This window comes from Pseudomonas sp. KU26590 (genome assembly GCF_026153515.1).
In the GTDB taxonomy this organism is placed as follows: domain Bacteria; phylum Pseudomonadota; class Gammaproteobacteria; order Pseudomonadales; family Pseudomonadaceae; genus Aquipseudomonas.
Genome location: NZ_CP110644.1, coordinates 2,508,152 through 2,530,556 on the forward strand (window position 1 = coordinate 2,508,152; position 22,405 = coordinate 2,530,556).

At 60.9% G+C, this 22,405-nt stretch carries 20 protein-coding genes; 10 read left to right on the forward strand and 10 right to left on the reverse strand.

Annotated elements, in window-relative coordinates; translation table 11 throughout:
• The first annotated feature begins 241 nt into the window (after positions 1-241).
• The 5 genes from OKW98_RS11170 (at position 242) to OKW98_RS11190 (ending at position 5,359) form a co-directional block, all read left to right on the forward strand.
• Positions 242-718: a GNAT family N-acetyltransferase gene (locus tag OKW98_RS11170; protein WP_265389206.1), complete on the forward strand. Its 477-nt coding sequence runs from the start codon at positions 242-244 to the stop codon at positions 716-718.
• 365 nt (positions 719-1,083) lie between these two features.
• Positions 1,084-1,344 (forward strand): DUF1652 domain-containing protein, encoded by a 261-nt coding sequence (locus OKW98_RS11175; RefSeq protein ID WP_265389207.1) that lies wholly within the window; start codon positions 1,084-1,086, stop codon positions 1,342-1,344.
• Between the two features lie 86 nt (positions 1,345-1,430).
• Positions 1,431-1,889: a hypothetical protein gene (locus OKW98_RS11180; protein WP_265389208.1), complete on the forward strand. Its 459-nt coding sequence runs from the start codon at positions 1,431-1,433 to the stop codon at positions 1,887-1,889.
• Between the two features lie 988 nt (positions 1,890-2,877).
• Positions 2,878-4,245, forward strand: coding sequence for a pyridine nucleotide-disulfide oxidoreductase (locus tag OKW98_RS11185; protein ID WP_416148307.1), 1,368 nt, complete (start codon positions 2,878-2,880; stop codon positions 4,243-4,245).
• 181 nt (positions 4,246-4,426) lie between these two features.
• Positions 4,427-5,359: a ketopantoate reductase family protein gene (locus OKW98_RS11190; RefSeq protein WP_265389210.1), complete on the forward strand. Its 933-nt coding sequence runs from the start codon at positions 4,427-4,429 to the stop codon at positions 5,357-5,359.
• Between the two features lie 21 nt (positions 5,360-5,380).
• Here the strand turns inward: OKW98_RS11190 and OKW98_RS11195 are convergent, their stop codons facing one another.
• Positions 5,381-6,634, reverse strand: a complete 1,254-nt coding sequence (locus OKW98_RS11195) for a M20/M25/M40 family metallo-hydrolase (RefSeq protein ID WP_265389211.1) — start codon at positions 6,632-6,634, stop codon at positions 5,381-5,383.
• A 163-nt stretch (positions 6,635-6,797) separates the two neighbouring features.
• Here OKW98_RS11195 and OKW98_RS11200 point away from each other — a divergent pair, with 163 nt between their 5' ends.
• Entirely contained in the window at positions 6,798-7,034 is a 237-nt protein-coding gene (locus OKW98_RS11200) for a DUF465 domain-containing protein (RefSeq protein WP_265389212.1), read from the forward strand.
• A gap of 293 nt (positions 7,035-7,327) precedes the next feature.
• Here OKW98_RS11200 and csrA read toward each other — a convergent pair whose 3' ends face one another.
• The 3 genes from csrA to OKW98_RS11215 form a co-directional block, all read right to left on the reverse strand.
• Positions 7,328-7,516, reverse strand: coding sequence for a carbon storage regulator CsrA (gene csrA, locus OKW98_RS11205; RefSeq protein ID WP_065989520.1), 189 nt, complete (start codon positions 7,514-7,516; stop codon positions 7,328-7,330).
• Positions 7,517-8,104: 588 nt separating this feature from the next.
• Positions 8,105-9,457: a GntP family permease gene (locus OKW98_RS11210; RefSeq protein ID WP_265389213.1), complete on the reverse strand. Its 1,353-nt coding sequence runs from the start codon at positions 9,455-9,457 to the stop codon at positions 8,105-8,107.
• Between the two features lie 127 nt (positions 9,458-9,584).
• Positions 9,585-10,112 carry a gluconokinase gene (locus OKW98_RS11215; RefSeq protein ID WP_265389711.1) on the reverse strand — a complete coding sequence of 176 codons (528 nt, stop codon included), beginning with the start codon at positions 10,110-10,112 and terminating at the stop codon, positions 9,585-9,587.
• Positions 10,113-10,379: 267 nt separating this feature from the next.
• Here OKW98_RS11215 and OKW98_RS11220 point away from each other — a divergent pair, with 267 nt between their 5' ends.
• Positions 10,380-11,396, forward strand: coding sequence for a LacI family DNA-binding transcriptional regulator (locus OKW98_RS11220; protein ID WP_265389214.1), 1,017 nt, complete (start codon positions 10,380-10,382; stop codon positions 11,394-11,396).
• Between the two features lie 257 nt (positions 11,397-11,653).
• Here OKW98_RS11220 and OKW98_RS11225 read toward each other — a convergent pair whose 3' ends face one another.
• The 5 genes from OKW98_RS11225 to glcD all read right to left on the reverse strand — a co-directional run bounded on the left by OKW98_RS11225 (position 11,654) and on the right by glcD (position 18,201).
• Positions 11,654-13,831, reverse strand: coding sequence for a malate synthase G (locus tag OKW98_RS11225; protein WP_265389215.1), 2,178 nt, complete (start codon positions 13,829-13,831; stop codon positions 11,654-11,656).
• 58 nt (positions 13,832-13,889) lie between these two features.
• Entirely contained in the window at positions 13,890-14,297 is a 408-nt protein-coding gene (locus tag OKW98_RS11230) for a heme-binding protein (protein WP_172611609.1), read from the reverse strand.
• Between the two features lie 65 nt (positions 14,298-14,362).
• Positions 14,363-15,586, reverse strand: coding sequence for a glycolate oxidase subunit GlcF (gene glcF / locus OKW98_RS11235; protein WP_265389216.1), 1,224 nt, complete (start codon positions 15,584-15,586; stop codon positions 14,363-14,365).
• Between the two features lie 3 nt (positions 15,587-15,589).
• Positions 15,590-16,702 carry a glycolate oxidase subunit GlcE gene (gene glcE, locus OKW98_RS11240; protein ID WP_265389217.1) on the reverse strand — a complete coding sequence of 371 codons (1,113 nt, stop codon included), beginning with the start codon at positions 16,700-16,702 and terminating at the stop codon, positions 15,590-15,592.
• Complete coding sequence (gene glcD, locus OKW98_RS11245; RefSeq protein ID WP_265389218.1) at positions 16,702-18,201, reverse strand: glycolate oxidase subunit GlcD; 1,500 nt, start codon at positions 18,199-18,201, stop codon at positions 16,702-16,704. Before glcD ends, glcE begins: the two co-directional genes overlap by 1 nt.
• A 418-nt stretch (positions 18,202-18,619) precedes the next feature.
• Here glcD and glcC point away from each other — a divergent pair, with 418 nt between their 5' ends.
• The 3 genes from glcC (at position 18,620) to hppD (ending at position 21,382) form a co-directional block, all read left to right on the forward strand.
• Positions 18,620-19,393 carry a transcriptional regulator GlcC gene (gene glcC, locus OKW98_RS11250; protein WP_265389219.1) on the forward strand — a complete coding sequence of 258 codons (774 nt, stop codon included), beginning with the start codon at positions 18,620-18,622 and terminating at the stop codon, positions 19,391-19,393.
• Between the two features lie 137 nt (positions 19,394-19,530).
• Positions 19,531-20,163: a maleylacetoacetate isomerase gene (gene maiA / locus OKW98_RS11255; protein WP_265389220.1), complete on the forward strand. Its 633-nt coding sequence runs from the start codon at positions 19,531-19,533 to the stop codon at positions 20,161-20,163.
• Between the two features lie 142 nt (positions 20,164-20,305).
• On the forward strand, positions 20,306-21,382 hold the full coding sequence (gene hppD / locus OKW98_RS11260) for a 4-hydroxyphenylpyruvate dioxygenase (protein WP_265389221.1): 1,077 nt from the start codon (positions 20,306-20,308) through the stop codon (positions 21,380-21,382).
• 150 nt (positions 21,383-21,532) lie between these two features.
• On the opposite strand, the gene OKW98_RS11265 is transcribed toward hppD, so the two are convergent.
• Positions 21,533-22,327 (reverse strand): IclR family transcriptional regulator, encoded by a 795-nt coding sequence (locus OKW98_RS11265; RefSeq protein ID WP_265389222.1) that lies wholly within the window; start codon positions 22,325-22,327, stop codon positions 21,533-21,535.
• Between the last annotated feature and the right edge of the window lie 78 nt (positions 22,328-22,405).

A 22,405-nucleotide genomic window follows, 5' to 3' on the forward strand; every position in this document is an offset into this window, starting at 1 on the left:
AAAAATATGCGCTGCAAAGATCCGTGCAAATTGCATGAACCTCTCAAAACAGCGGATGCGTTCTGCCCGGTGACGGGATTTCCATGACTGTCAGAGGTTTGCGACAATCTCCTGCGGCGAATTCCGCCCACTCGCAACATTCCGGCACATTTGCGCCTGATTGGTGTCTTATAACCTCAGCCCCGCGGGTTGACAGCTATAGTCCGCCCACGGCTCCTGTTTCTTCGAGAGGTAACCCAGCATGTTTGTCCATCGCCCCCTGGAAGAAAAAGACGTCCCTTTCATCTGCGACATGCCCCAGAGCATTGACGAGCTCTTCTATATGTTCCCCAAGGCGGTCTTCCCGCTGACGCCGGATCAGCTCAACGAATCCATTGAGCAGCGCTCGGACAACACGGTCATCGAGCTGGACGGCCAGGTCGTAGGATTTGCGAACTTCTCCCGCTATGACTTCAGAGGCCGTTGCTCCATGGGCAACGTCATCATTGACCCGCGCTTTCGCTCCAAAGGCGTCGGCCGCTACATGATCGGCTGCATGATGGAACTGGCGTTTGGCAAACACGAAGCGGCGGAACTGACCGCTTCGTGCTTCAACCATAACGTCCCCGGACTGCTCTTCTACCCCAAGCTGGGTTTCAAACCTTTCGCGATTGAAGAGCGTCTGGACAAGAAGGGCGCTCGCGTTGCCCTCATTCATCTCAAGTTGCCTCGCAGCTGATCCTCGCAACCGGTAAATGACGTTATTCGTCGGTCGTTCCAGGAATGACCGACGAATGGCTGAGCAAATCTTTCGCTCGGTCTCGCTGATTAATCCCCTTACCCCGCCAATTAAACGATTAACGCGGAACGTTCTGCTCCGGTGAATCGATTTTGTAGAGACATCCTGCGTCTGGCGCACTTAAATACGGGCGATGGCGGCTGTTTGCTTCACGTTGGGGCGCGGCGTATAACTTGGATATCCCCGAATGCGGCGCGCAATGCCGACCGGGGCATGGGAAACATTTCCACGGTTGTGGAAGTGGTTATTTATAGTCAGGCGAGTGGCTGAACGCATCACCCAGTCCTGCCTGTGGAGGATTGACGATGATTGCCTGTACGCTCTCTAACCTTGAACTGCGCAGCATCATAGAAAGCGCGTTTCTACCCATGCGTTGCAACTGCACCGTGCTGGAGGATCGGATGACGGTTGAAATCGTCGACCCCGCCACCGAGCATGTTGAACTGTTCGCTTCCAATATTGCCCTGGACTCCCTCGATAACAGCCACGCCTTGTGCGTGCTGATCCGTGACCTGCAGGCTGAACTCGAGAAGGCCAGGCATTACCCCCACGCATTGGCGAGCTGAGCGCTGGGCTCTAGCAATAATCGCCGTTCGGCCTTATGTTGGTCTGCATCGGCCCGAAGCGGCCAGGCGGGATATTGAGGATTTGCATGGCCCACGCGCAACCCGAGATCGAGGCGTTAAAACAGCAGGAACGAGCCGCGCCGTCGCGCCGTCGTCGCAAGATAATGATCGGCGTCGGCTGCCTGCTGAGTATTGTGGTGGTGGGCGCGGCGACGATTGTCACGATGCTTGAGCATCTGGAAACGCGAAATGCCAGCTTTCGACCGCCTATGACGTCCCTGGAGCGGGAACAGCTGCTGCCGCCCGAGCCGGTGCTGGAAGTCAAGCCTCAGGTGGAAGGCCTGCGCTACGGCGCCGCCATTCTGCCGCCGAATCAAACCACGAGCGCCGAGTACGCCACCCCTGAAGAAGCGTCAGCTTCGGCAGCGACGCGGCTGTTCAGTTCGCCGCCTCTACACCCTTCACCCCTTGGCGCTCCTGATAATCGCGCCGGCAAGCCGCTGGGTATCGCGCAGGCGATCCACGTGCATAACGACAGGCAGTAGAGCCAACCTCCCTCAATGCATCCGGCGACGGTGCTCATGCCCGAAGAGCAGCGTGTACTGCTCTTCGCCTTAGTCTCGAACAGCATCGTGCTCACGAACAGGGAATAGCCCTCATCGCCAGTTAACATCCTCTTCATTTCATCGGATATGGCTGTGCCTGCCTCTGATGTCGAAGAGAGTGAGGGTAGTCAGTAGGATTAATAATGCTGACGTCAATAAATACGACGGAACCTCAACAGTATAAAAGTGCACACGAAGGCTGACGCTAAAGCAGGGTGCATGTTGCAAAGAAAGCCACTTATATCAATTAGCGACCCGTCACCTCACATTAAATTGCCAAACCTTCTTATTTTATTAATCCATGGGCGCACGCCACGGCGACGGCTTAATGGCGTCATATTTTAAATCACAAATTAAATCAATGAGTTAGGTCATTGAATTGTGCGTTTTAATGTGGTTTCAGAAAATTGACACTTCGTCTGTTCTTTGCCACCATCACGTTACGTTTTCAACTTAGATGAACTGCGCTTAGTGCAAGCGCACGAACTTCCTGTTCCAGGATTAATTCTTTCAGACGCGCGATGAGTTGGCGGTAGCGTCTCCCGGGAAACCTGAGAACGGACAGCGCAAATAATCGGCACCCGTGCGGGCTCGGAAGATGAGCCGCCCCCCGGCAAGCGTCGTTCCAGAGCCTGCGCCGATTGTTCGACCACGCGTTGATCATCGGCCTACCACGGCCGCCAACGTCACCCAAATCACAGCGGTAGTCATGCCTTAAAGTGCAGTAGTTCAGTAACGGCTTATTTATTTTTTCAACTTGAAAGTCCAGACATCGCTTCAGCGGTAGCGGTTGAACGCGCATGTAAGTGCGGCGGTTTATAACGCAAGCGGCGATACGGTAACGACCCAGCGTGGAGTGACAGTTATGCAAGGAGATCATCTGGAAACCGTTTGCGGTTGCGTAGTAGGAGGTGCCGGACCTGCAGGCATGGGACTGCTTTTCAATGCGTTGAAAAGTGGCGCCATGCCAGAACTGGCCAAGGAAGGTTTAATCATTGTCGACGCAAGTCCCACGCCGGGCACGGGTCGTTTGGGCGATTACCGGATCACCGCCAACTCGGTGGGCGATGTGTTCCTTGATTGCCTGCGCGACCCCGCTTTGCGTGATGTCTTCGAACCCCTCGAACATTCGCCTGCCTACTGGCGCATCCGTCGTCAGGCGCAAAGCGCGCCGCAATTGGCGGATGTCGCTGAACTGCTGGCGGAAGCCTCGAAGCTGGTGCTCGACTTTATCGTCGAACGCTACGGCGTGAAGGTATGGCGCAGCACAACGATCACCGAAATCGTGCGCGAAGGCGACGATTACCAAGTGTGGGTCGAGTCCGAAGGTCGCAGTCGGCGCATTCGCAGCCGCGCAGTCGTGCTCAATCTGGGTGGCTGGCAGGACCCGCAGCACTTGCTCGACAGCCTGGCGGATCAAAGCCTGGCAGTGCCGCCTTCTGCGCAGATCCAGAGCGCCGATGCACTGCTGAGAATGAATGCCGTGCAACTGCGCCACCTCTTCGCGACCACGCTGGCGGCCAAGGGCCGGGTGTGCGTCGTAGGCGGCTCCCACAGCGCGTTCTCGGTGCTGGAAAACCTGGCCGACGCCCTGGAGTTTGCCGGCCTGGAGGAGGTCACGCTGGTCCACCGTTCCCCAATCCGCCTGTTTTACGAAACCGCTCAGGCGGCGATGGATGCGGGCTATGTGTTCGATGCGGCCAGGGATGTCTGCCCGGTGTCGGGTCGGGTCAACCGGTCAGGCGGTTTGCGCTACCGGGCGCTGGACGTGGGGCGAGAAGCCCTGTCCAAAGGACAGATCGGCAAGACCGGTGTGCGCGTGCAGTTGCTGCAAACCCATCAGGGGCCGGCGGATCAATTCGAGCGCGCGCGTCAAGCGCTGGCCGAAGCCGACATTGTCGTTCAGTGCACCGGTTATCAGCCGTTGCTGCCGGCATTGAGTCATGCCGGTGGCGAGGCCATTACGCTGATGGAGGTCAAGGGCGGGCTGGATTCCGATCCTTCGGGTTGTCCGCTCGATGTCAGTGGTCAGCGTCTGCATGGCCTGCACCTGTTTGGTCTCGGGGCAGGGCTGGGGGTCGATCCGCGACTGGGCAGCGAAGCGTCGTTTGACGGCCGCATCTACGGCGTCTGGCAGTTTCATCACGACGCCAGCGGCGTGGTGATCGACTCAGTCCTGACCCGCTTGCAGACCCCGGCCGTGCAGCCGATCCCTGCGACGCCGCGGCTGGTGTCCAGTCGCAGCGAAGAACGCCTGCCGTTCCTCTGGCCCGTGCTGGTCAACGCGCAATCCTGATTCTGCTTGCAACACGCGAATCCCGGCGCTCCTTTGGTTAGGCAGCCCGGGATTTTTTTTGCCCGTAACGCAGCCTGAACAAAATATATGTGGGCCGTCATATAGACAGTTCGCCAGAGTCCGGCTGCTCATCTATTCTCTTTCCCTGACCCTCGACGTTGCATCGAACAGGAACTGACCAATGCGTATTTTGGTAGTGGGCGCGGGTGCGATCGGCGGCTATTTCGGCGGCCGATTGCTGGATGTCGGGCGAGACGTGACATTCCTGGTGCGCGAAGCGCGCGCGCAGGAACTGGAGCGCGACGGGCTGATCGTGCGCAGCCCGCTGGGTAACATCGAGTACCCTTCGCCGCCGCAGGTCATGGCGGCGATGCTCGACACGCCCTTTGACCTGATCATCCTCAGTTGCAAGGCCTACGACCTCGGCACCGCCATGGAGTCCTTCGCGCCTGCGGTGGGGCCGGAGACGCTGATCCTGCCGTTGCTCAATGGCATGGCGCATCTGGATCGCCTGGCCGAGCGGTTCTCTCCCGCCAACGTGCTCGGCGGCCAATGCCTGATTTCCCTGGACCGCGATGCCTCGGGCGCCATCCTGCACTTGAACGACACTAATCAGGTTTCTTTTGGCGAACGAGACGGGGAACTGACCCCGCGCATTCAGCACGTTGCCGAGGCGCTGAGCAATGCAGGATTCGACGCGATCCTGAGTGAGCAGATCACTCAGGAGATGTGGGAAAAATGGTGCTTCATCGCAACCGGGGCCGGCATTACCGGATCCATGCGCGCGAGTATCGGCGACGTGGTCGCCAGTGGTGGGGAAGGGCTGATTCTGAAACTGCTGGAGGAGTGCGCCGAGGTGGCAAACCACGTCGGGCACCCGCTGCGCAGCGAGGTCCGGCAACGGTTCGAGACGATGCTGACCGCGCCCGGCTCGACGATGACCGCCTCGATGCTCCGGGACATCGAGCGCGGTGCGCCGATTGAAGTGCAGCATGTGTTCGGTGAGCTGATTGCCCGGCGGCCAGGCGCCGACAGGGCAGCTGAAGCATCACTGTCGGCACTCGACTACGTGTATCTGCACCTGCGCGCCTATGAGGCGCGACGGCTCACCTAAAGGTCGGGGAGCAGGCGTCGCTCACTTGCCCGGAGTGTGCGTCGCCAGCTCCATGATCATACGCGTCAGCAGGTAGATGCGCGGCGACACGCTGTCGACTTCGGCATATTCCTCAGGCGTGTGAATGTTGCCGCCCACAATGCCGAAGCCGTCCAGTGTGGGCACGCCGACCCCGGCCGAGAGGCTCGCATCGGCCGCGCCGCCGCTGCCTTCGACGGTCAGCTTGCGGCCGATCTCGCCGTAGATGCCCTGGGCGATATCGACCAGCTTGTCGGTTTCCGGCGTCTGGGGCATCGGTGGCAAACCGCGCTCCAGGCGCGTTGTCACCTCAGTGTCCGGGATCAGTTTGTCAGCCGACACCCGCGCCAGATCCTTCTCGATGCGGTCGAATTCTTCCGGCACGGCGGCGCGCACATCGGCCTTGGCCGTCGCCTGATCGGGGATCACGTTGGTGCGATCGCCCGCGTTGAGTACGGTGAAGTTGATCGTGGTCTTCTTCTCGGCATCGCCCAGCTTGCCCAGCTGCAGGATCTGATGCGCTACTTCCATGGCCGCGTTGCGCCCCAGTTCCGGCGCGACGCCGGCATGGGACGCCTTGCCCTTGACCTCGACCACTGCGGTGGCGCTGCCTTTGCGCCAGATCACCAGGCCGTCGGCGGGGCGTCCCGGTTCCAGGTTCAGGGTCACGTCGTGCTGTTTGGCGACCTTCTGAATCAGCGCGGTGGCGGCAGCCGAGCCGGTCTCCTCGCTGGCGTCCAGCAGGAAGGTGATCTGCGCGTAGTCCTTGAAGTCGAGCTTCTTCAGAATCTTCAGCGCGTAAAGACCGGCGACGATGCCTCCTTTGTCGTCCATCACCCCAGGCCCGTACGCACGGCCGTCCTTGATGTGGAACGGGCGAGCGGCGGCGGAGCCTTCCTTGAACACGGTGTCCATGTGCGCCATTAGCAGGATCTTTGCCTTGCCGCTGCCCTTGAGCGTCGCGACCACATGCTCGCTCTTGTCCGGCGCGGTGTTGGGGATCATCTCGATGGTTGCGCCGAGCGCCTTGAGCTGTGCGACGACGATGTCACGCACTTGGGTCAGTCCCGGCTCGTAGCCGGAGCCTGAATCGATATTGACCAGCTGCTCCAGCAGCTTCAGCGCTTCGTCCCTGGATTGCTCGGCATCCGCCTGGACCTGTTTGTTGGGCTCGGCGAAGGCAGGGACTGCTGCGCCAAAGGCGATACCGAAGGCCAGCGCGCTGGCGAGAAGAGAACGGGAAAGCGGCGAGGTCATGGTCGATCCTTGATGCGGCATGAGAGGGGTTCGACCGATACCCTAGCCCGTTGTACAGGATCGTGCATGTCAAAACGCGTTATTCACATCGGCAAAAACGCCGAACCTTCAGGCTGGGCTACCCTCAACATTCCTACGTCAGTCATCAGAGGAGAGGCATCCCATGCCGGTTAAGCACGATTTGTACGCGGACCTGAGCATCACCAAAGAAGAGCTCGCCAAGCGTAAAAGCAACGACGCGAAGCTCAATGCCCTGGTCGATCATTACGATGAGTTGGACGGCCATATCGTCAGCGTCGAACAGGCGGGCGATGTCTCCGACGATGAACTGAAGAAACTCAAGGAAAAGCGGCTGCAGGCCAAAGACACCATCGCCAGGCATCTGGACACGGCAAGCTGATTGCGGCGGCCTTGTAGCGTTAAAAACGGTAGCAACTAAAACGGCCGATCTCTTATGGAGGTCGGCCGTTTTTAGTTGGCGATACCCGATGTCTGACAACTTGTCGCGGCATCCGGAAGTGCATCGTCCAATACGCTGGATCTGAGTGTTCGCTCACGCTTAGTTGTCAGCGGGGCGTTTTCAATGGATCCAAAGTTCAGACGAAAAAAAACGGCGTCTGGTCAGTCGCCGTCGCCGATCTGTCAGCTCCGGGCGGCCGCTGACAGTTATCGAATAAGCATAAACCGGTGGGTTTATTGCGGATCCTGGTCGGGTGCAGCCTCGGCCTTGATGCGTTTGTAGATTTCTTCGCGGTGCACTGAAACATCTTTCGGAGCGTTGATGCCAAGACGGACCTGGAGGCCCTGAACGCCCAGAATGGTGACAGTGATGTCGTCACCAATGTTTATGCTTTCGCCGACTTTACGGGTGAGTATCAACATAATCTTTTCCTTGATGGCCTCATGAAGCGCTTCTACCGGGAGGCTGGCGTGAGCCTTTGGGTGATGGTGATTGCCGATTGCATCCAAATGCGTTCATCAGTATGACGCCATTGGTACGATTTTAATTCCCCAGGTTCATCGTCTCGTCACAGTTAGCGTCGCTCCTGGGTCCAACGGCATGCGAATTTTGCCTGATGCTGGCGGTGAATTCCCGTGCAAATCGGCTATCGCAGTGATAGCCGGATTCCGGGCGGCGCCTATTCCACACCCCTTTGGTCTTTATTGCAAAGAACTCATGCCGGGAGGCGATGAAATTTTCATTAGATTACCCCGTACGAGTTCTCTGAAAGGAGTGTAGGAGACTTCTGAAACGAGTACCGGCAAAACGCCGTAACTTTAATCGAATTGATGACGGGATGGGTGAACGGTTTTGTATCAGACCGCATTCACAGGAGGGCAGGCGTGAGGTTCATGGCCAGGGCAATCTTGCTGGAAGGCTTCAAAGGCGCCAGAAACAACATGCCCACCGCGAGGGTGGGCATGGGTGCAACGGGGTGATCGCCGCGTCAATATGCCGCGATCAATGCATCAGACGACCATCGACAGCAGCATGATCAGGATGATGCCTACCACCGAAAGGATGGTTTCCATCACGGTCCAGGTTTTCAGGGTTTCGGCCACGGTCATGTTGAAGTACTGCTTGACCAGCCAGAAGCCTGCGTCGTTTACGTGGGACAGGATCAGCGAGCCGGCACCGGTGGCCAGGACCAGCAGTTCGCGGTTCACGCCAGGGATCATGCCAACCACCGGCGCAACAATACCGGCACCGGTGATGGTGGCGACGGTCGCGGAACCGGTAGCGATGCGGATCACTGCAGCCACCAGCCACGCCAGCAGAATCGGCGAGATCTGCGCCTGCACGGCCATGTGGCCGATCAGGTTACCGACACCACTGTCCACCAGCATCTGCTTGAAGCCACCGCCGGCACCGACGATCAGCACGATCGCGGCGACGGGCGCCAGGCTCTGGTCGAGCAGCTTGATGATGTGGTCGCGGCTGAAACCACGGGCCGAACCGAAGGTGTAGAACGCCAGCAGCAGGGCGAACAGCAGGGCCGCGATCGGGTGACCGATGAAGTCCATCCAGATGCGGAAGATGTGACCTGCTGGCAGCGCGACGTCGGCAAACGTCTTGAGCAGCATCAGGAACACCGGCAGCAGGATTGTCACCAGGGTGATGGCAAAGCTTGGCAGGTTGTCGTTGGTCGATTCTTTGGCAATCTGATCCATCAGCTCTTTCGACGGGTTACCCGGAATGCGCTTGGCAATCCACTTACCGTAGATCGGACCGGCGATGATGGCAGTCGGGAACGCGACGATCAGACCGTAGAAAATGGTCTTGCCGATGTCTGCGTTGAAGATGCCGATTGCCAGCAACGGACCCGGGTGCGGAGGCACCAGACCGTGGACGGCCGACAGACCTGCCAGCAAAGGGATACCGATCTTGACGATGGACACGCCGCTGCGACGGGCAACGATGAACACCAGCGGGATCAACAGCACGAAGCCGATTTCGAAGAACAGCGGGATGCCCACCAGGAACGCCGAAAACATCATGGCCCAGTGCACGCGGTCCTTGCCGAAGCGACGGATCAGCGTCTGGGCGATCTGGTCAGCACCGCCGGAGTCGGCCATCAGCTTGCCGAGCATGGTACCCAGGCCAAGGATGATGCCGACGAAACCGAGCACGCCGCCGAAACCGTCCTGGAACGATTTCATCACTTTGTCGACCGGCATCCCGGAGGTCAGTCCGAGAAAACCGGCCGCGATGGTCAATGCAATAAAGGGGTGGACTTTGAACTTGGTGATCAGAAGCACAAGGCCAATGATGGTCACCAACGCATCGACCAGCAGATACGTGTCTTGACTCATACCGAACATGGGGTGTCTCTCCGTTGTATTTTGTTTTTTTGGAGCTTCGGCTTAACGCTGTTGCTCTCTGCCCTGTGAAGCGAGGGCAGCGTCATCAGAGACAGCGCTACCTTTGCCGCTCACGCCTGATCGAGGATCAAGAGCCGGTGCGCGCGGTGACAGATGGGGTTTGCGATTCGGCGCCAGACTCGCTCCACCACGTGGCTGCTTCCTGACCGATGGTCTCGATCGATTTGGTCGCGTCTACCACCAGTGTGCGGTCTTCGTTGTACGGAGGCTCGAGGGTCGCGAACTGGCTGTCGACCAGGCTGGCCGGCATGAAGTGCCCCGGGCGATGGGAGCAGCGTTCGGTGGCGAGTTCTTTGGTCAGCTCCAGAAACACGAAACCCAGCCCCGGCACGGCTGCACGCAGACGTTCGCGGTAGATGAGTTTGAGGGAGGAGCAGGTCAGAACGGGCTTTTCGCCGTTCTTTACAGCGGCGGCCACTTCTTCACCGAGGCGGGTCAGCCAGCCGGCGCGATCGTTGTCGTCGAGGGGATGGCCTTCGGTCATCTTCTTGATGTTGGCAGGAGGATGGAACGCATCACCCTCGATCAGGCGGCCGCCGCTGTTTTTAGCGATGGCCTCGCCGACGGCACTCTTGCCGCAGCCGGAAACACCCATTACCACGATGGCGGAAATAGCATGTGGAGCAGTAGTCATAAAAACCTCGTCCCGGAGACAGCGCTGTCTTCGCCGAATAGTGTGCAAGTCCGGCAAGACTGTTTCCAGGTGTAGTCATTGTTATGGGTATCTCGCTGATCCATGAGATGCAAAACCCGGTCGTGGAATCGATCGAAAAGTTGCGGGCCTCCGTGAGATAGCGCTACCTTAGAGCCCATCCCACACAATCGCAACCCCCGCAGCTTTCTTCCAATCAGTTGGCAACGCATGACACGTATTGGTTCCCGCTCCACCGGTCGTCCCACTCTCAACGAAGTCGCAAAACTGGCTGCCGTGTCGCCGATTACCGCGTCCCGGGCCTTGCGTGGCGTGGCCACCGTGGCCCCGGCGCTGGTGGAAAAAGTTCGCGCTGCTGCGCTGAGTCTAGGCTATGTCACCAATCCTGCCGCACGGGCGCTGGCGTCTTCGCACAGTCAGTCGGTGGTGGTGCTGGTGCCGTCGCTTTCCAACCAGTTATTCATCGAAACCCTTGAAGCCATTCAGACGGTTCTGCGTCCGCGCGGGCTGGACGTGGTGATCGGTAATTACCACTACTCGCCCATAGAAGAAGAGAACCTGCTGCGCAGCCATCTGTCGCACCGGCCGCGTGGCATTCTGCTGACCGGCTTTGACCGCAGCGCGGCGGCGCAGCAATTGCTGGCGTCCAGCGGCGTGCCGTGCGTGCACATGATGGAGCTGGACCCGACCCGCGCCGAGCCGTGTGTGGGGTTTTCCCAGCAACAGGCAGGTGCCGAGGCCGCGCGGCATCTGTTGAGCCGTGGCCGTCGGCGACTGGCGTATGTGTCGGCGCAACTGGACCCACGGGTGATCCAACGTGGCGTCGGCTTTCGCGGCGTGCTGGAGCAGGAAGGGCTGTATGACGAGGCCTTGCAGATGGCCTCGCCGCTGCCGTCGTCCATTGGTCTGGGCAGTGAGCTATTCGCCCGATTGATGGACGCGCATCCTGACGTCGACGGGGTGTTTTTCTGCAATGACGACCTGGCCCAGGGCGCATCGCTGGAAGCCCTGCGGCAGGGCATCCGCATCCCTGAGCAGGTGTCTCTGATCGGCTTCAACGACCTGCCGGGTTCGGCGCACATGGTGCCGCGCCTGACCTCCATCCGCACCCCGCGCGAACAGGTCGGTCAGCGCGCCGCGCAGTTATTGCTCGGCTTGCTGGATGGCACGGTTCACGAAGCGCAGGTTGACCTGGGGTTTGAACTGGTGGTGCGGGAAAGCACCTGACGGGACTTGGTGTTGCGGGGCAGGCTTGCGGGTGATTGGGTTTAACCTCGACTGTTGATGCGTTCAGACCTGACGCGTTCGCCAGCAAGCCGGCTCCTACGGTGGTTTGCGGCGAGCGATGAGGCCGGGTCGGGCACAAAATCCAAGGAGCTGGCTTGCTGGCGAACGCGTTGCGTCAGGCACATTGCTGCTCGCCAGGTCGTAAGCCACAGCAGCCTTCACAGCTGCTGCGGTGCCTGGCCTCAGCTACCGGCCGATCAATGCGCCTTCTTGAACGCCAACCGGAACTCGTGCAGCAGCGGTTCGGTGTAGCCGCTCGGCTGCTCGCGCCCTTTGAATACCAGCGCGCTGGCGGCCTGGAAGGCCACTGACTTCTCGAAATTACCGGCCATTGGCGTGTAAGCCGAGTCCCCGGCGTTTTGCCGGTCGACCACCTTCGCCATACGTTTCAAAGCGTCTTTCACATAGTCCTCTGAGACCACGCCGTGGCGCAGCCAGTTGGCGATGTGCTGGCTGGAAATGCGCAGCGTCGCGCGGTCTTCCATCAGGCCGACGTTGTGGATGTCCGGCACCTTCGAACAGCCGACGCCTTGCTCCACCCAGCGCACCACATAACCCAGCAGGCCCTGGGCGTTGTTCTCCACTTCTTCGCGGATCTGATCCTCGTTCCACTCGGCTTTCTCGACGACGGGAATGGTCAGCAAGTCCAGCAGAATGTCTTCGCTGATGCTGTCCAGATCGACCTGTTCCAGCTCCTGCTGCACCGCTTTCACGTCCACTTTGTGGTAATGCAGCGCGTGCAGGGTGGCGGCAGTCGGCGAGGGCACCCAGGCGGTGGTCGCGCCGGATTTCGGGTGCGCGATCTTCTGCTCCAGCATGTCGGCCATCAGGTCAGGCATCGCCCACATACCCTTGCCGATCTGCGCACGCCCGCGCAGCCCGCAGGCCAGGCCAACCAGCACGTTGTTGCGCTCATACGCCTTGATCCACGGCGTGGCTTTCATGTCGCCCTTGCGCAGCATCGGGCCTGCTTCCATCGAACTGTGCATCTCGTCGCCGGTGCGGTCGAGGAAGCCGGTGTTGATGAACGCGACCCGGGACGACGCCGCTTCGATGCACGCCTTGAGGTTGACGCTGGTGCGCCGCTCTTCGTCCATGATCCCCATCTTCAGGGTGTTGCGCGGGATTTTCAGCACGTCTTCGATGCGGCTGAACAGCGTATTGGTGAACGCAACTTCTTCGGGGCCGTGCATCTTCGGTTTGACGATGTACACGCTGCCGGCGCGGGAGTTGGTGCGGTTGTGCAGGTCGTGCAGGGCAATCAGGCTGGTGATGACACCGTCGAGAATGCCTTCGGGGATTTCCTTGTTGCCGTCGTAGAGAATCGCCGGGTTGGTCATCAGGTGGCCGACGTTGCGGATGAACAGCAACGAGCGCCCGTGCAGGGTGATATCGCTGCCATCGGCGGCCGTGTACTGGCGGTCGGCGTTGAGGCGACGGGTGATGGTCTTGCCGTTCTTGACCAGGGCTTCGGTGAGGTCGCCCTTCATCAGGCCCAGCCAGTTGCGGTAGATCACGAGCTTGTCGTCGGCATCGACGGCGGCGACCGAGTCTTCGCAGTCGATGATGGTCGACAGCGCGGCTTCCAGCAGCAGGTCCTTGATCCCGGCCGGGTCGGTGCCACCGATCGGGCTGGCGGGGTCGATCTGGATTTCGATGTGCAGACCGTTGTTCTTCAGCAGGATTGCATTCGGCTGGCGCGGCTCGCCTTGATAACCGACGTATTTCTCGGGCTGGGCAAGGCGGGACTGGCTGCCGTTCGCGAGGGTGACCAGCAACTCGCCGCTGTCCACCGCGTAGGCCTTGGCGCCGACGTGGGAACCCGACGCCAGGGGCGCGGCTTCATCCAGCAAGGCACGGGCGAAGGCGATGACTTTCTCGCCCCTAAGCGGGTTATAGCCCGCTTTGATTTCGGCGCCGTTGGCCGAGGAAATGGCATCGGTGCCGTACAGCGCGTCGTACAGCGAACCCCAACGCGCATTCGCGGCATTCAGGGCGTAACGGGCGTTTGCAGCGGGCACCACCAGTTGCGGACCGGCCTGTTCGCTGACTTCGATGTCCACCTTGTTCGTGGAAACCTGAACCTGCGCCGGCACCTGCTTCAGATAGCCGATGCTGTCGAGAAACGCGATGTACGCCGGCATGTCGGTGACCGGGCCCGGATTGGATTTGTGCCACTTGTCCAACTGAGCCTGTATGCGGTCACGCTCTTTCAGCAGTTCGCGGTTAATCGGCGCGAGGTCGTGGACCAGCGAGTCGAAATCGGCCCAGAACAGTTCCGGGGTCAGGCCTGTCCCGGGAATCACTTCCTCGTTGACAAAGCGCTTGAGGTTGGCCGCCACTTTAAGGTTGTGGCAATTGACGAACTCGGTCATCTCGGGTCTCCATCATGAATTGGGTTTGCACCGTTGCTGCTGGGGATCGCTGCAGGCGTTACTGCGCGCTCACCACTGCAACGCCGGCCTTGGCCACTTGCGCATCCTGATCGGCTTTTACCCCGGACACACCCACCGCGCCGATGGTCTGGCCGTCGATGATCACCGGCACGCCGCCTTCCAGCGAAGTCAGCAGCGGGGCGGTGACGAATGCAGTGCGGCCGCCGTTGACCATTTCTTCATAGCCCTTGGATTCGCGACGACCCAGCGCCGAGGTGCGGGCTTTTTCGATGGCGATGTAGCCGCCAATCGGCGCACAGCCGTCCAGGCGCTCGAAGCCCAGCAGGTGACCGCCGTCGTCCGTGACGGCGATGGACACTGCCCAGCCGTTGTTCTGCGCCTCGGTGCGTGCCGCGGCGAGGATCTGGGTGACTTCGGTCTGGGTCAGTACGGATTTGGTTTTCATGCAGATATCCTAAGGGCAAAGGGTGTCATGAGTGTCGGTCTGATACGGAGCCAGGGCGCCTGCACTCAACTTGGAGGCAAGGCATCCTCGATCAGTTCGATCCAGTGTTTGACCGGTGTGCGGTTGGCGCTGGCCAGATGGGTCTGACAGCCTATGTTGGCCGTGGCAATCACGTCCGGGTTGCCACTCTCTAGCGCGTTCATCTTGTTGTCCCGCAGCTGTTTCGCCAGCACCGGCTGGGTGATCGAATAGGTGCCGGCCGAGCCGCAGCATAAGTGACTGTCGGGCACCGGTGTGAGATTGAAGCCCAGCCGGGTCAACACCGACTCCACGGCGCCGCCGAGTTTCTGCGCGTGCTGCAGCGTACACGGGCAATGGAAGGCCAGGGTCTGGCGCGTGCAACCGCCGAGCTGTTCCAGGGGTTCGGCGCGCAGCACTTCGATCAGGTCTTTGGTGCGTTCGCTGATGGCAGCGGCCTTTTCTGCGTAAGCCGGGTCGTGGCGCAGCAGGTGGCCGTAATCCTTGACGAAGGCGCCGCAGCCGCTGGCGGTCTGCACGATGGCTTCGGCACCGGCCTGAATGCTGGGCCACCACGCATCAATGTTCCTGCGCGCGCGCTGCAGGCCTTGTTCCTGCGCATTCAAATGGTAATCCACGGCGCCGCAGCAACCGGCCTGGGCGATGGATGTGACGCTGATGCCCAATCGGTCGAGCACCCGCGCCGTGGCGGCGTTGGTGTTGGGTGACAAGCCCGGTTGCACGCAGCCCTCGAGTATCAGCATCTGCCGCGCGTGCTGCCGGGTCGGCCGGGCCTTGGCCGGGCGGATATTGCCCGGCAGCTTGGTCTTCAAGGCGCCGGGCAGCAGGGGCCTGAATGAGTTGCCCAGTTGAGTCAGGGATTTGAACAGACCGGCGTTTGGCACCACCGCGCGCAGACTGTCGTGCAGCAGGCGTTGGCCCAATGGGCGCGGCACAGCGGCGTCGACCACCTCCCGGCCAATGTCCAGCAGGTTGTGGTAATCGACCCCGGAAGGGCAGGTGGTTTCACAGTTGCGGCAGGACAGGCAGCGGTCCAGGTGCAGCTGGGTTTTCTCGGTGACTTCCTTGCCTTCCAGTACCTGCTTGATCAGGTAAATGCGCCCGCGCGGGCCATCCAGCTCGTCGCCGAGCAATTGATAGGTCGGGCAGGTGGCGTTGCAGAAACCGCAGTGCACGCAACTGCGCAGAATGCTTTCCGCTTCTTCGCCACGGGGCAGGCTTCTAGCGTGTTCGCTCAGGGTCGTCTGCATGGTTCAAATCTCCGCGTACATTCGGCCCGGATTGAACATTCCGTGCGGATCAAGTTGCGCCTTGAGCTGGCGGTGATAGCGCAGCAAGGGCGTGGCCAACGGCTGAAATGGGCTGTCTTCCAGGCCATGGCTGTAACAGGTGGCGTGACCACCTGCAGCGCTGGCGATGCGCCGAATCTCGCTGCCACTGGCGTCTGATTTCAGCCAGCGTTGCGCACCGGCCCAGTCGATCAGTTGATCCCCCGGCAGGTCCAGCGCGGCTGTGCTGATGGGCAATGACAAGCGCCACAACGGACGCCCATCGGTGAAGAACTCCAGGCGGTGTTCGTTCAGCGCGCGCCAGTAAGCCGGGTCAATGGATTCGCCACCGAGCCGGTCATGGGCCGCCGCGACCGAACCTTCGCCGCCTTCAAGACGCAAGCGCAGCACGCGTCCGTCGTGGCTGGCGGCGCTGATCGGCAAGGGTTCTTGCCCCCATTGCGCGAGGCGGGCGAGGGCGGTGGCGCTGTCCATCTCCAGTGCAATGCTGGTGCACAGTCGCGGCTTGGGCAGGACTTTCAACGAGACTTCAGTGATCAGGCCCAGGCAACCAAAGCTGCCCGCCATCAGGCGAGACAGGTCGTAACCGGCGACGTTTTTCATCACCTCGCCGCCGAAGCGCAGATGCTTGCCCAGGCCTGTGATCACCCGCGTGCCCAGGACGAAATCCCGCACCGAGCCTGACCACGGCCGGCGCGGCCCGGATAAACCCGCTGCAACCATCCCGCCTACCGTCCCATCCCCTGCGCCGCTATCGCCTGCATCGCCATGGCTGTAGCTCGGCGGCTCGCAGGGCAGCATTTGACCGGCTTCTTCCAGCGCGGCATTCAGCACCGACAATGGCGTGCCGGCGCGGGCGGTGATCACCAATTCGGTCGGGTCGTAAGTGACGATGCCAGTGTGGATGCGCGTGTCGATCACTTCCCCCGCCACCTCGCGACCGAGAAATGCCTTGCTGTTGGCGCCTTGAATGCGCAGCGGCCGGGCGGACTGAATCGCTTGATTGACCTGTTCCAGTAGCGCATCGCTGGCATCGCGCTCCAAGGCCACGAAGGCGGGCTGACGTTGGGCATCCATCAGAAACGCTCCAGTTCAGGGAAGGGCAGCTTGCCCATGTGCACGTGCATGGCACCGAACTCGGCGCAGCGGTGCAGGGTCGGGATGTTTTTCCCGGGGTTGAGGGTGCCGGCCGGATCGAACGCGGCTTTTACGGCGTGGAACAAGGTCAGCTCGTCACTGTTGAACTGTGCGCACATCTGATTGATCTTTTCGCGACCCACGCCGTGCTCGCCGGTGATGCTGCCGCCGACTTTCACGCACAGCTCCAGAATCTTTCCGCCCAATGCTTCGGCGCGATCCAGTTCACCGGGTTGGTTGGCATCGAAGAGAATCAAAGGATGCATGTTGCCGTCCCCGGCGTGGAAAACGTTGGCGACGCGCAGGCCGTATTCTTCCGACAGCGTGGAAATACCCTTCAGCACGCCCGGCAATTCCCGACGCGGGATGGTGCCGTCCATGCAGTAGTAATCCGGCGACAGCCGACCGACTGCCGGGAAAGCGTTCTTGCGCCCGGCCCAGAATCGCACCCGTTCGGCTTCGTCTTTCGCCTGGCGAATTTCGGTCGCCCCGGCGTTCTCCAACACCGCGCGGACCCGGTCGCAATCGGCGTGAACGTCAGCTTCTACGCCGTCCAGTTCGCACAGCAGGATGGCTTCGGCGTCGACCGGGTAGCCGGCGTGAATGAAGTCTTCAGCGGCGCGAATGGCCAGGTTGTCCATCATTTCCAGGCCGCCGGGGATGATGCCTTCGGCGATGATGTCGCCGACCGCGCGACCGGCTTTTTCCACCGAGTCGAAGGCGGCCAGCAACACGCGCGCCACCTGCGGTTTGGGCAGCAGTTTGACGGTCACTTCGGTGATCACGCCGAGCATGCCTTCGGAACCGGTGAACAGCGCCAGCAGGTCGAAGCCCGGTGAATCCAGCGCGTCCGAGCCCAACACCATGTGCTCGCCCTCGACCGTGAGGATGTCGACCTTGAGCAGGTTGTGCACGGTCAGGCCGTATTTCAGGCAGTGCACGCCGCCGGCGTTTTCCGCGACGTTGCCGCCGATGGAGCAGGCAATTTGCGAGGAAGGATCAGGCGCGTAATAAAGATCGTAGGGCGCGGCGGCCTGGGAAATGGCCAGGTTGCGCACGCCGGGCTGCACGCGGGCAAAGCGCCCGGCGGGGTCGATGTGCAGGATTTTGTTGAAGCGCGCCATCACCAGCAGCACGCCTTTTTCCAACGGCAGGGCGCCGCCGGACAGTCCGGTCCCGGCACCGCGCGCCACCACCGGCACGCCGCGCTCGTGGCAGACCCTCAGCAGCGTCTGCACCTGCTCGATGCGCTGGGGCAGCACCACCAGCATCGGCGTCGTGCGGTAGGCGGAGAGGCCGTCGCATTCGTAAGGGCGCAGTTCTTCCTCACGGTGGAGGATGTCCAGATCAGGCAGGCGGGCTTGAAGAGCTTGAAGCAGCTGTTGTTTGTCGATGACCGGCAGAACGCCGTCGACGCGTTCGTCGTACAGGATATTCATGGTGGGTTCGCAACCCTGTTTTGTTTTTATTGGAGGCCCGTTCCATGGCGGAACGTGAATGGCTGGCTTGCATCATTGGCTCAGCGGGGCTTAGTGTCTACAGGGTGGAGCAGTGGTCGAACCAGTTTCGCGATGATGGATCGTGAAATTGTCGGCTAATAGCGTTTAATACCAGTGACATAGCTCTCTTCGCGCTTATTGAGGTTCGGGTGGCTATCTGTGGTCATACCAGTGAATACCCCGCGTTCGCCACGTTCAATGGGCCAACGAGAACCCTGTAGGAGCCGGCTTGCTGGCGAACCGTGTATCCAATTCGCCTTGGCGGCGCCTGAAAAAACGCATTCGCCAGCAAGCCTGCGCCTACGGATCGATTCGGCCCGGCAGCCCGCACACGGCTCTTACTCAAGGAAATCTGTCCATGGAAAATCCGCAGACAAAACGCCCGCAGCAGGTCGCCGATGTCGTCAGCGAGCGCATTGAGCGGCTGATCGTCGACGGGGTGCTCAAGGTCGGTCAGCTACTGCCTTCCGAGCGGCGGCTGACCGAAAAACTCGGGGTGTCGCGCACGGCTCTGCGCGAGGGCCTGCAGCTGCTGCGCGCCAGGGGCATCATCGAAACCCGCCAGGGCAAGGGCTCGTTCGTCGCACAGATCGGCGGGCTCGGGCTGACCGCCAATTCGCCGCTGATGCACCTCTTCGCCTCCCAGCCACGCACCCTGTACGACCTGTTCGAGGTGCGCAGCCTGCTGGAAGGGGAGTCCGCCCGACTGGCGGCATTGCGTGGCACCGACGCGGATTTCGTGCTGATCACCCGGGCCTACGACGCGCTGGTGGCTGGCCATTATCACCCCTTGCCCGCCTCCGAACACGCACGGCTCGACCACGCGTTTCACCTGGCCATCTGCGAGGCGTCGCACAACCCGGTGCTGGTGCAGACCCTCCGTTCGCTGACGGATCTGCTGCTCAACACGGTGTTCGCCTCGGTCAACAACCTGTATCACCGTGATGCCCAGAAGCGCCAGATCGACCGCCACCACGCCCGGCTCTATAACGCAGTGACCGGGCGTTTGCCCGAGCAGGCGCGCAAGGCGGCGGTGGCACACATCCAGAACATCTGCGACAACCTGCGGGAGATCGAAAGCGAGGAGCAGCGACTGGTGCGCGCTACCCTGCGGCTGGAGGGTTGGGCTTAGGCTCAAGCTGAGCCACGCTGGCGCTTTGCCTGGCTGGACCTGAGCTTGACAGGCCTCCCGCATTGCCGCAGTTTACGCATTGCGTAAGCCGCTTACGCCGTAGTGAAAAACCAGAACAACAATAACAGGCCATCTCCGTGGATCTTTTCACCTACTACCGATCGACCTCAAGCTACCGGGTGCGCATTGCCCTGGCGCTGAAAGGTCTCGCGTTCGACGCACTGCCGGTCAACCTGATCCGCAACGGCGGCGAACATCACAAGGCCGACTACCTGGCGATCAACCCCCAGGGCCGCGTTCCCGCCCTGAGGCTGGACGACGGTGAGGTGATCATCCAGTCCATGGCGATCATCGAATACCTCGAAGAGTTCTCCCCCCAACACCCATTGCTCCCCGACGCGCTGCTCGACCGCGCGCGCCATCGGCAGGTTGCCGCCCTGATCGGCTGCGACATTCATCCGCTGCACAACGTAGCGGTGCTCAATCGCCTGCGCGGCATGGGGCATGATGAAGGTGATGTGACGGCGTGGATCGGCCACTGGATCGGCGAAGGTTTCGCCGCAGTGGAAGCCCTGCTTGGCGACGTTAAATATTGTTTTGGCACCATTGGCCTGGCCGATGTGTACCTGCTGCCCCAGGTGTACGCGGCGCGGCGCTTCAACGTGGACATGAGCCCGTACCCGCGTATTTGCCGGGTCGAAGCGCTGGCCTTGCAGCATCCCGCGTTTCGGACCGCCCATCCCGATGCGCAATCCGACAAGCCGGAGTAATCTTTCCCCCATGAAAAGCTTCGGTCTGCAATTGATCTTCGGCGACTTCCTCGCCCGCAGCGTGCGGGGGATTTCCTGCGCGCCACCCGCTGAATCGTGATCCGAGCCGCTGTGCCTCTCACTATTTAGCAGGAGCAAGACCGTGACTGATCTCTACGAAAACCCGATGGGCCTGATGGGCTTTGAATTCATCGAATTCGCCTCGCCCACCCCGAACGTGCTGGAGCCGGTGTTCCAGATCATGGGCTTCACCAAAGTCGCCCATCACCGCTCCAAGAACGTGTCGCTGTACCGTCAGGGCGCGATCAACATCATCCTCAACAACGAGCCCAACAGCGAAGCGTCCTACTTCGCTGCGGAGCACGGCCCTTCGGTGTGCGGCATGGCCTTCCGGGTCAAGGACTCGCAAATGGCCTACAAGCGCGCACTGGAACTCGGCGCGCAGCCTGTCGAGATCGGCACCGGGCCCATGGAACTGCGCCTGCCGGCGATCAAGGGGATTGGCGGCGCGCCGTTGTACCTGATCGACCGTTTTGGCGAGGGCACGTCGATCTACGACATCGACTTCGTGTTCATCGAAGGCGTCGACCGTCACCCCAAGGGCGCCGGCCTGCAGTTCATCGATCACCTGACCCACAACGTCTACCGCGGTCGGATGGCCTACTGGGCGAACTTCTACGAGAAGCTGTTCAACTTCCGCGAGCTGCGTTATTTCGACATCAAGGGCGAGTACACCGGCCTGACCTCGAAAGCGATGACCGCGCCGGACGGCATGATCCGCATCCCGCTGAACGAAGAGTCGTCCAAAGGCGCCGGGCAGATCGAAGAATTTCTGATGAAGTTCAACGGCGAGGGGATTCAGCACGTCGCGTTCTTCACCGAAAACCTGATCGACACCTGGGACCGGCTCAAGGCGATGGGCATGCGCTTCATGACCCCGCCGCCGGAGACCTATTACGAGATGCTCGAAGGCCGTCTGCCCAACCACGGCGAACCGGAGAACGAGCTCAAGGCGCGGGGGATTCTGCTGGACGGCAATTCCGACGGCGGAAACAAGCGTCTGCTGCTGCAGATCTTCTCGGAAACCCTGATGGGGCCGGTGTTCTTCGAATTCATCCAGCGCAAGGGCGACGATGGCTTCGGCGAGGGCAATTTCAAGGCGTTGTTCGAGTCGATCGAGCGCGATCAAGTGCGCAGAGGTGTGTTGGCGGTGGATTGATGTAGATGCACGCGCGCTGTTAGTGGGACCGGCTTCAGCCGGGAAGGGACCGGTTTGGACACCATCAATGTTGTGGTGTGACCGCCGACGCTTTCCCGGCTAAAGCCAGTCCTACAATGCACGCGTTCCTACGATTGTGATCCTGAAGAGTCATTCCAACTGCGGTATTTCCCCACCCATTCGCGCGCTGATCGCCTGTGCCGTCTGCAGCAGTTTCTGTGCGGCAAGGGCCTGACGCTGATCGGTGAACACCGACGCCGAACCCACCACCGTCACCACACCCACCAGCTTGTTGCCCATGGCAAACACCGGCGACGACACCGCGTTGACGCCGGCCATCAACAAGCCATGAATCTGATGCACCCCGGTGCTGCGGATCTCGCCGATGTGCCGGTCAATTTCCTTCATTTGGGCTGCGTTCAACGAGGCTGATTCTGCCTCTCTCAACACGGCAGTTTCGGTCGGCGACAGAAAGGTGTCGAACACCAGCCCGGTGGACGAACTGAGCAGCGGCAGCACCGAACCGATCTGCGTGACCAGCGTGACCGCCCCCAGCGACTGCTCGACGTACACAACCGTCGGGCCTTTGTTGCCCCACACCGCCAGAAAGCAGGTTTCGTTGAGTTCATCGCGCAGCGCGATCAATGCCGGGGCAGAGGTCTTGAGCACATCCAGCTGGCTCAACGCCGCCAGGCCGACCTGCAGCGCCGAACGCCCCAGACGATAGTGATTGCTGGCCGGGTCCTGCTCGGCAAAACCGCTGTCCACCAGCGCTTGCAGGTAGCGGTGGACCTTGCTGGCCGGCATGCCGACGTACTCGGCGAGTTTCGACAGCGAGGTGGCGGGCGCCAGTTCGGCCAACGCCTTGAGGATGCCGACGCCGACTTCTGCCGACTGGACTTTCTGTTGGCGTGGCGCGGTGGCGGGGGTGGAATCGTCGGTCATGGAAGGGAGGCCCCCGGTCTGGAAAGGCTGCTTTATAGCTTGACCCTTCTTCAAACTCAAATTACGTTATGCGTAACA

Excerpts from the sequence above, each read along its gene's own strand:
- OKW98_RS11180 (WP_265389208.1), top strand. The coding sequence starts at position 1,431 with ATGGCCCACGCGCAACCCGAGATCGAGGCGTTAAAACAGCAGGAACGA.
- glcD (WP_265389218.1), bottom strand. The coding sequence starts at position 18,201 with ATGAATATCCTGTACGACGAACGCGTCGACGGCGTTCTGCCGGTCATC.
- OKW98_RS11215 (WP_265389711.1), bottom strand. The coding sequence starts at position 10,112 with ATGGGTGTTTCCGGCTGCGGCAAGAGTGCCGTCGGCGAGGCCATCGCT.
- OKW98_RS11200 (WP_265389212.1), top strand. The coding sequence starts at position 6,798 with ATGCCGGTTAAGCACGATTTGTACGCGGACCTGAGCATCACCAAAGAA.
- csrA (WP_065989520.1), bottom strand. The coding sequence starts at position 7,516 with ATGTTGATACTCACCCGTAAAGTCGGCGAAAGCATAAACATTGGTGAC.
- glcE (WP_265389217.1), bottom strand. The coding sequence starts at position 16,702 with ATGGATGCCCAACGTCAGCCCGCCTTCGTGGCCTTGGAGCGCGATGCC.
- OKW98_RS11170 (WP_265389206.1), top strand. The coding sequence starts at position 242 with ATGTTTGTCCATCGCCCCCTGGAAGAAAAAGACGTCCCTTTCATCTGC.
- OKW98_RS11175 (WP_265389207.1), top strand. The coding sequence starts at position 1,084 with ATGATTGCCTGTACGCTCTCTAACCTTGAACTGCGCAGCATCATAGAA.
- OKW98_RS11225 (WP_265389215.1), bottom strand. The coding sequence starts at position 13,831 with ATGACCGAGTTCGTCAATTGCCACAACCTTAAAGTGGCGGCCAACCTC.
- glcF (WP_265389216.1), bottom strand. The coding sequence starts at position 15,586 with ATGCAGACGACCCTGAGCGAACACGCTAGAAGCCTGCCCCGTGGCGAA.
- OKW98_RS11220 (WP_265389214.1), top strand. The coding sequence starts at position 10,380 with ATGACACGTATTGGTTCCCGCTCCACCGGTCGTCCCACTCTCAACGAA.
- OKW98_RS11265 (WP_265389222.1), bottom strand. The coding sequence starts at position 22,327 with ATGACCGACGATTCCACCCCCGCCACCGCGCCACGCCAACAGAAAGTC.
- OKW98_RS11185 (WP_416148307.1), top strand. The coding sequence starts at position 2,878 with ATGGGACTGCTTTTCAATGCGTTGAAAAGTGGCGCCATGCCAGAACTG.
- glcC (WP_265389219.1), top strand. The coding sequence starts at position 18,620 with ATGGAAAATCCGCAGACAAAACGCCCGCAGCAGGTCGCCGATGTCGTC.
- OKW98_RS11190 (WP_265389210.1), top strand. The coding sequence starts at position 4,427 with ATGCGTATTTTGGTAGTGGGCGCGGGTGCGATCGGCGGCTATTTCGGC.
- OKW98_RS11195 (WP_265389211.1), bottom strand. The coding sequence starts at position 6,634 with ATGACCTCGCCGCTTTCCCGTTCTCTTCTCGCCAGCGCGCTGGCCTTC.
- OKW98_RS11210 (WP_265389213.1), bottom strand. The coding sequence starts at position 9,457 with ATGTTCGGTATGAGTCAAGACACGTATCTGCTGGTCGATGCGTTGGTG.
- OKW98_RS11230 (WP_172611609.1), bottom strand. The coding sequence starts at position 14,297 with ATGAAAACCAAATCCGTACTGACCCAGACCGAAGTCACCCAGATCCTC.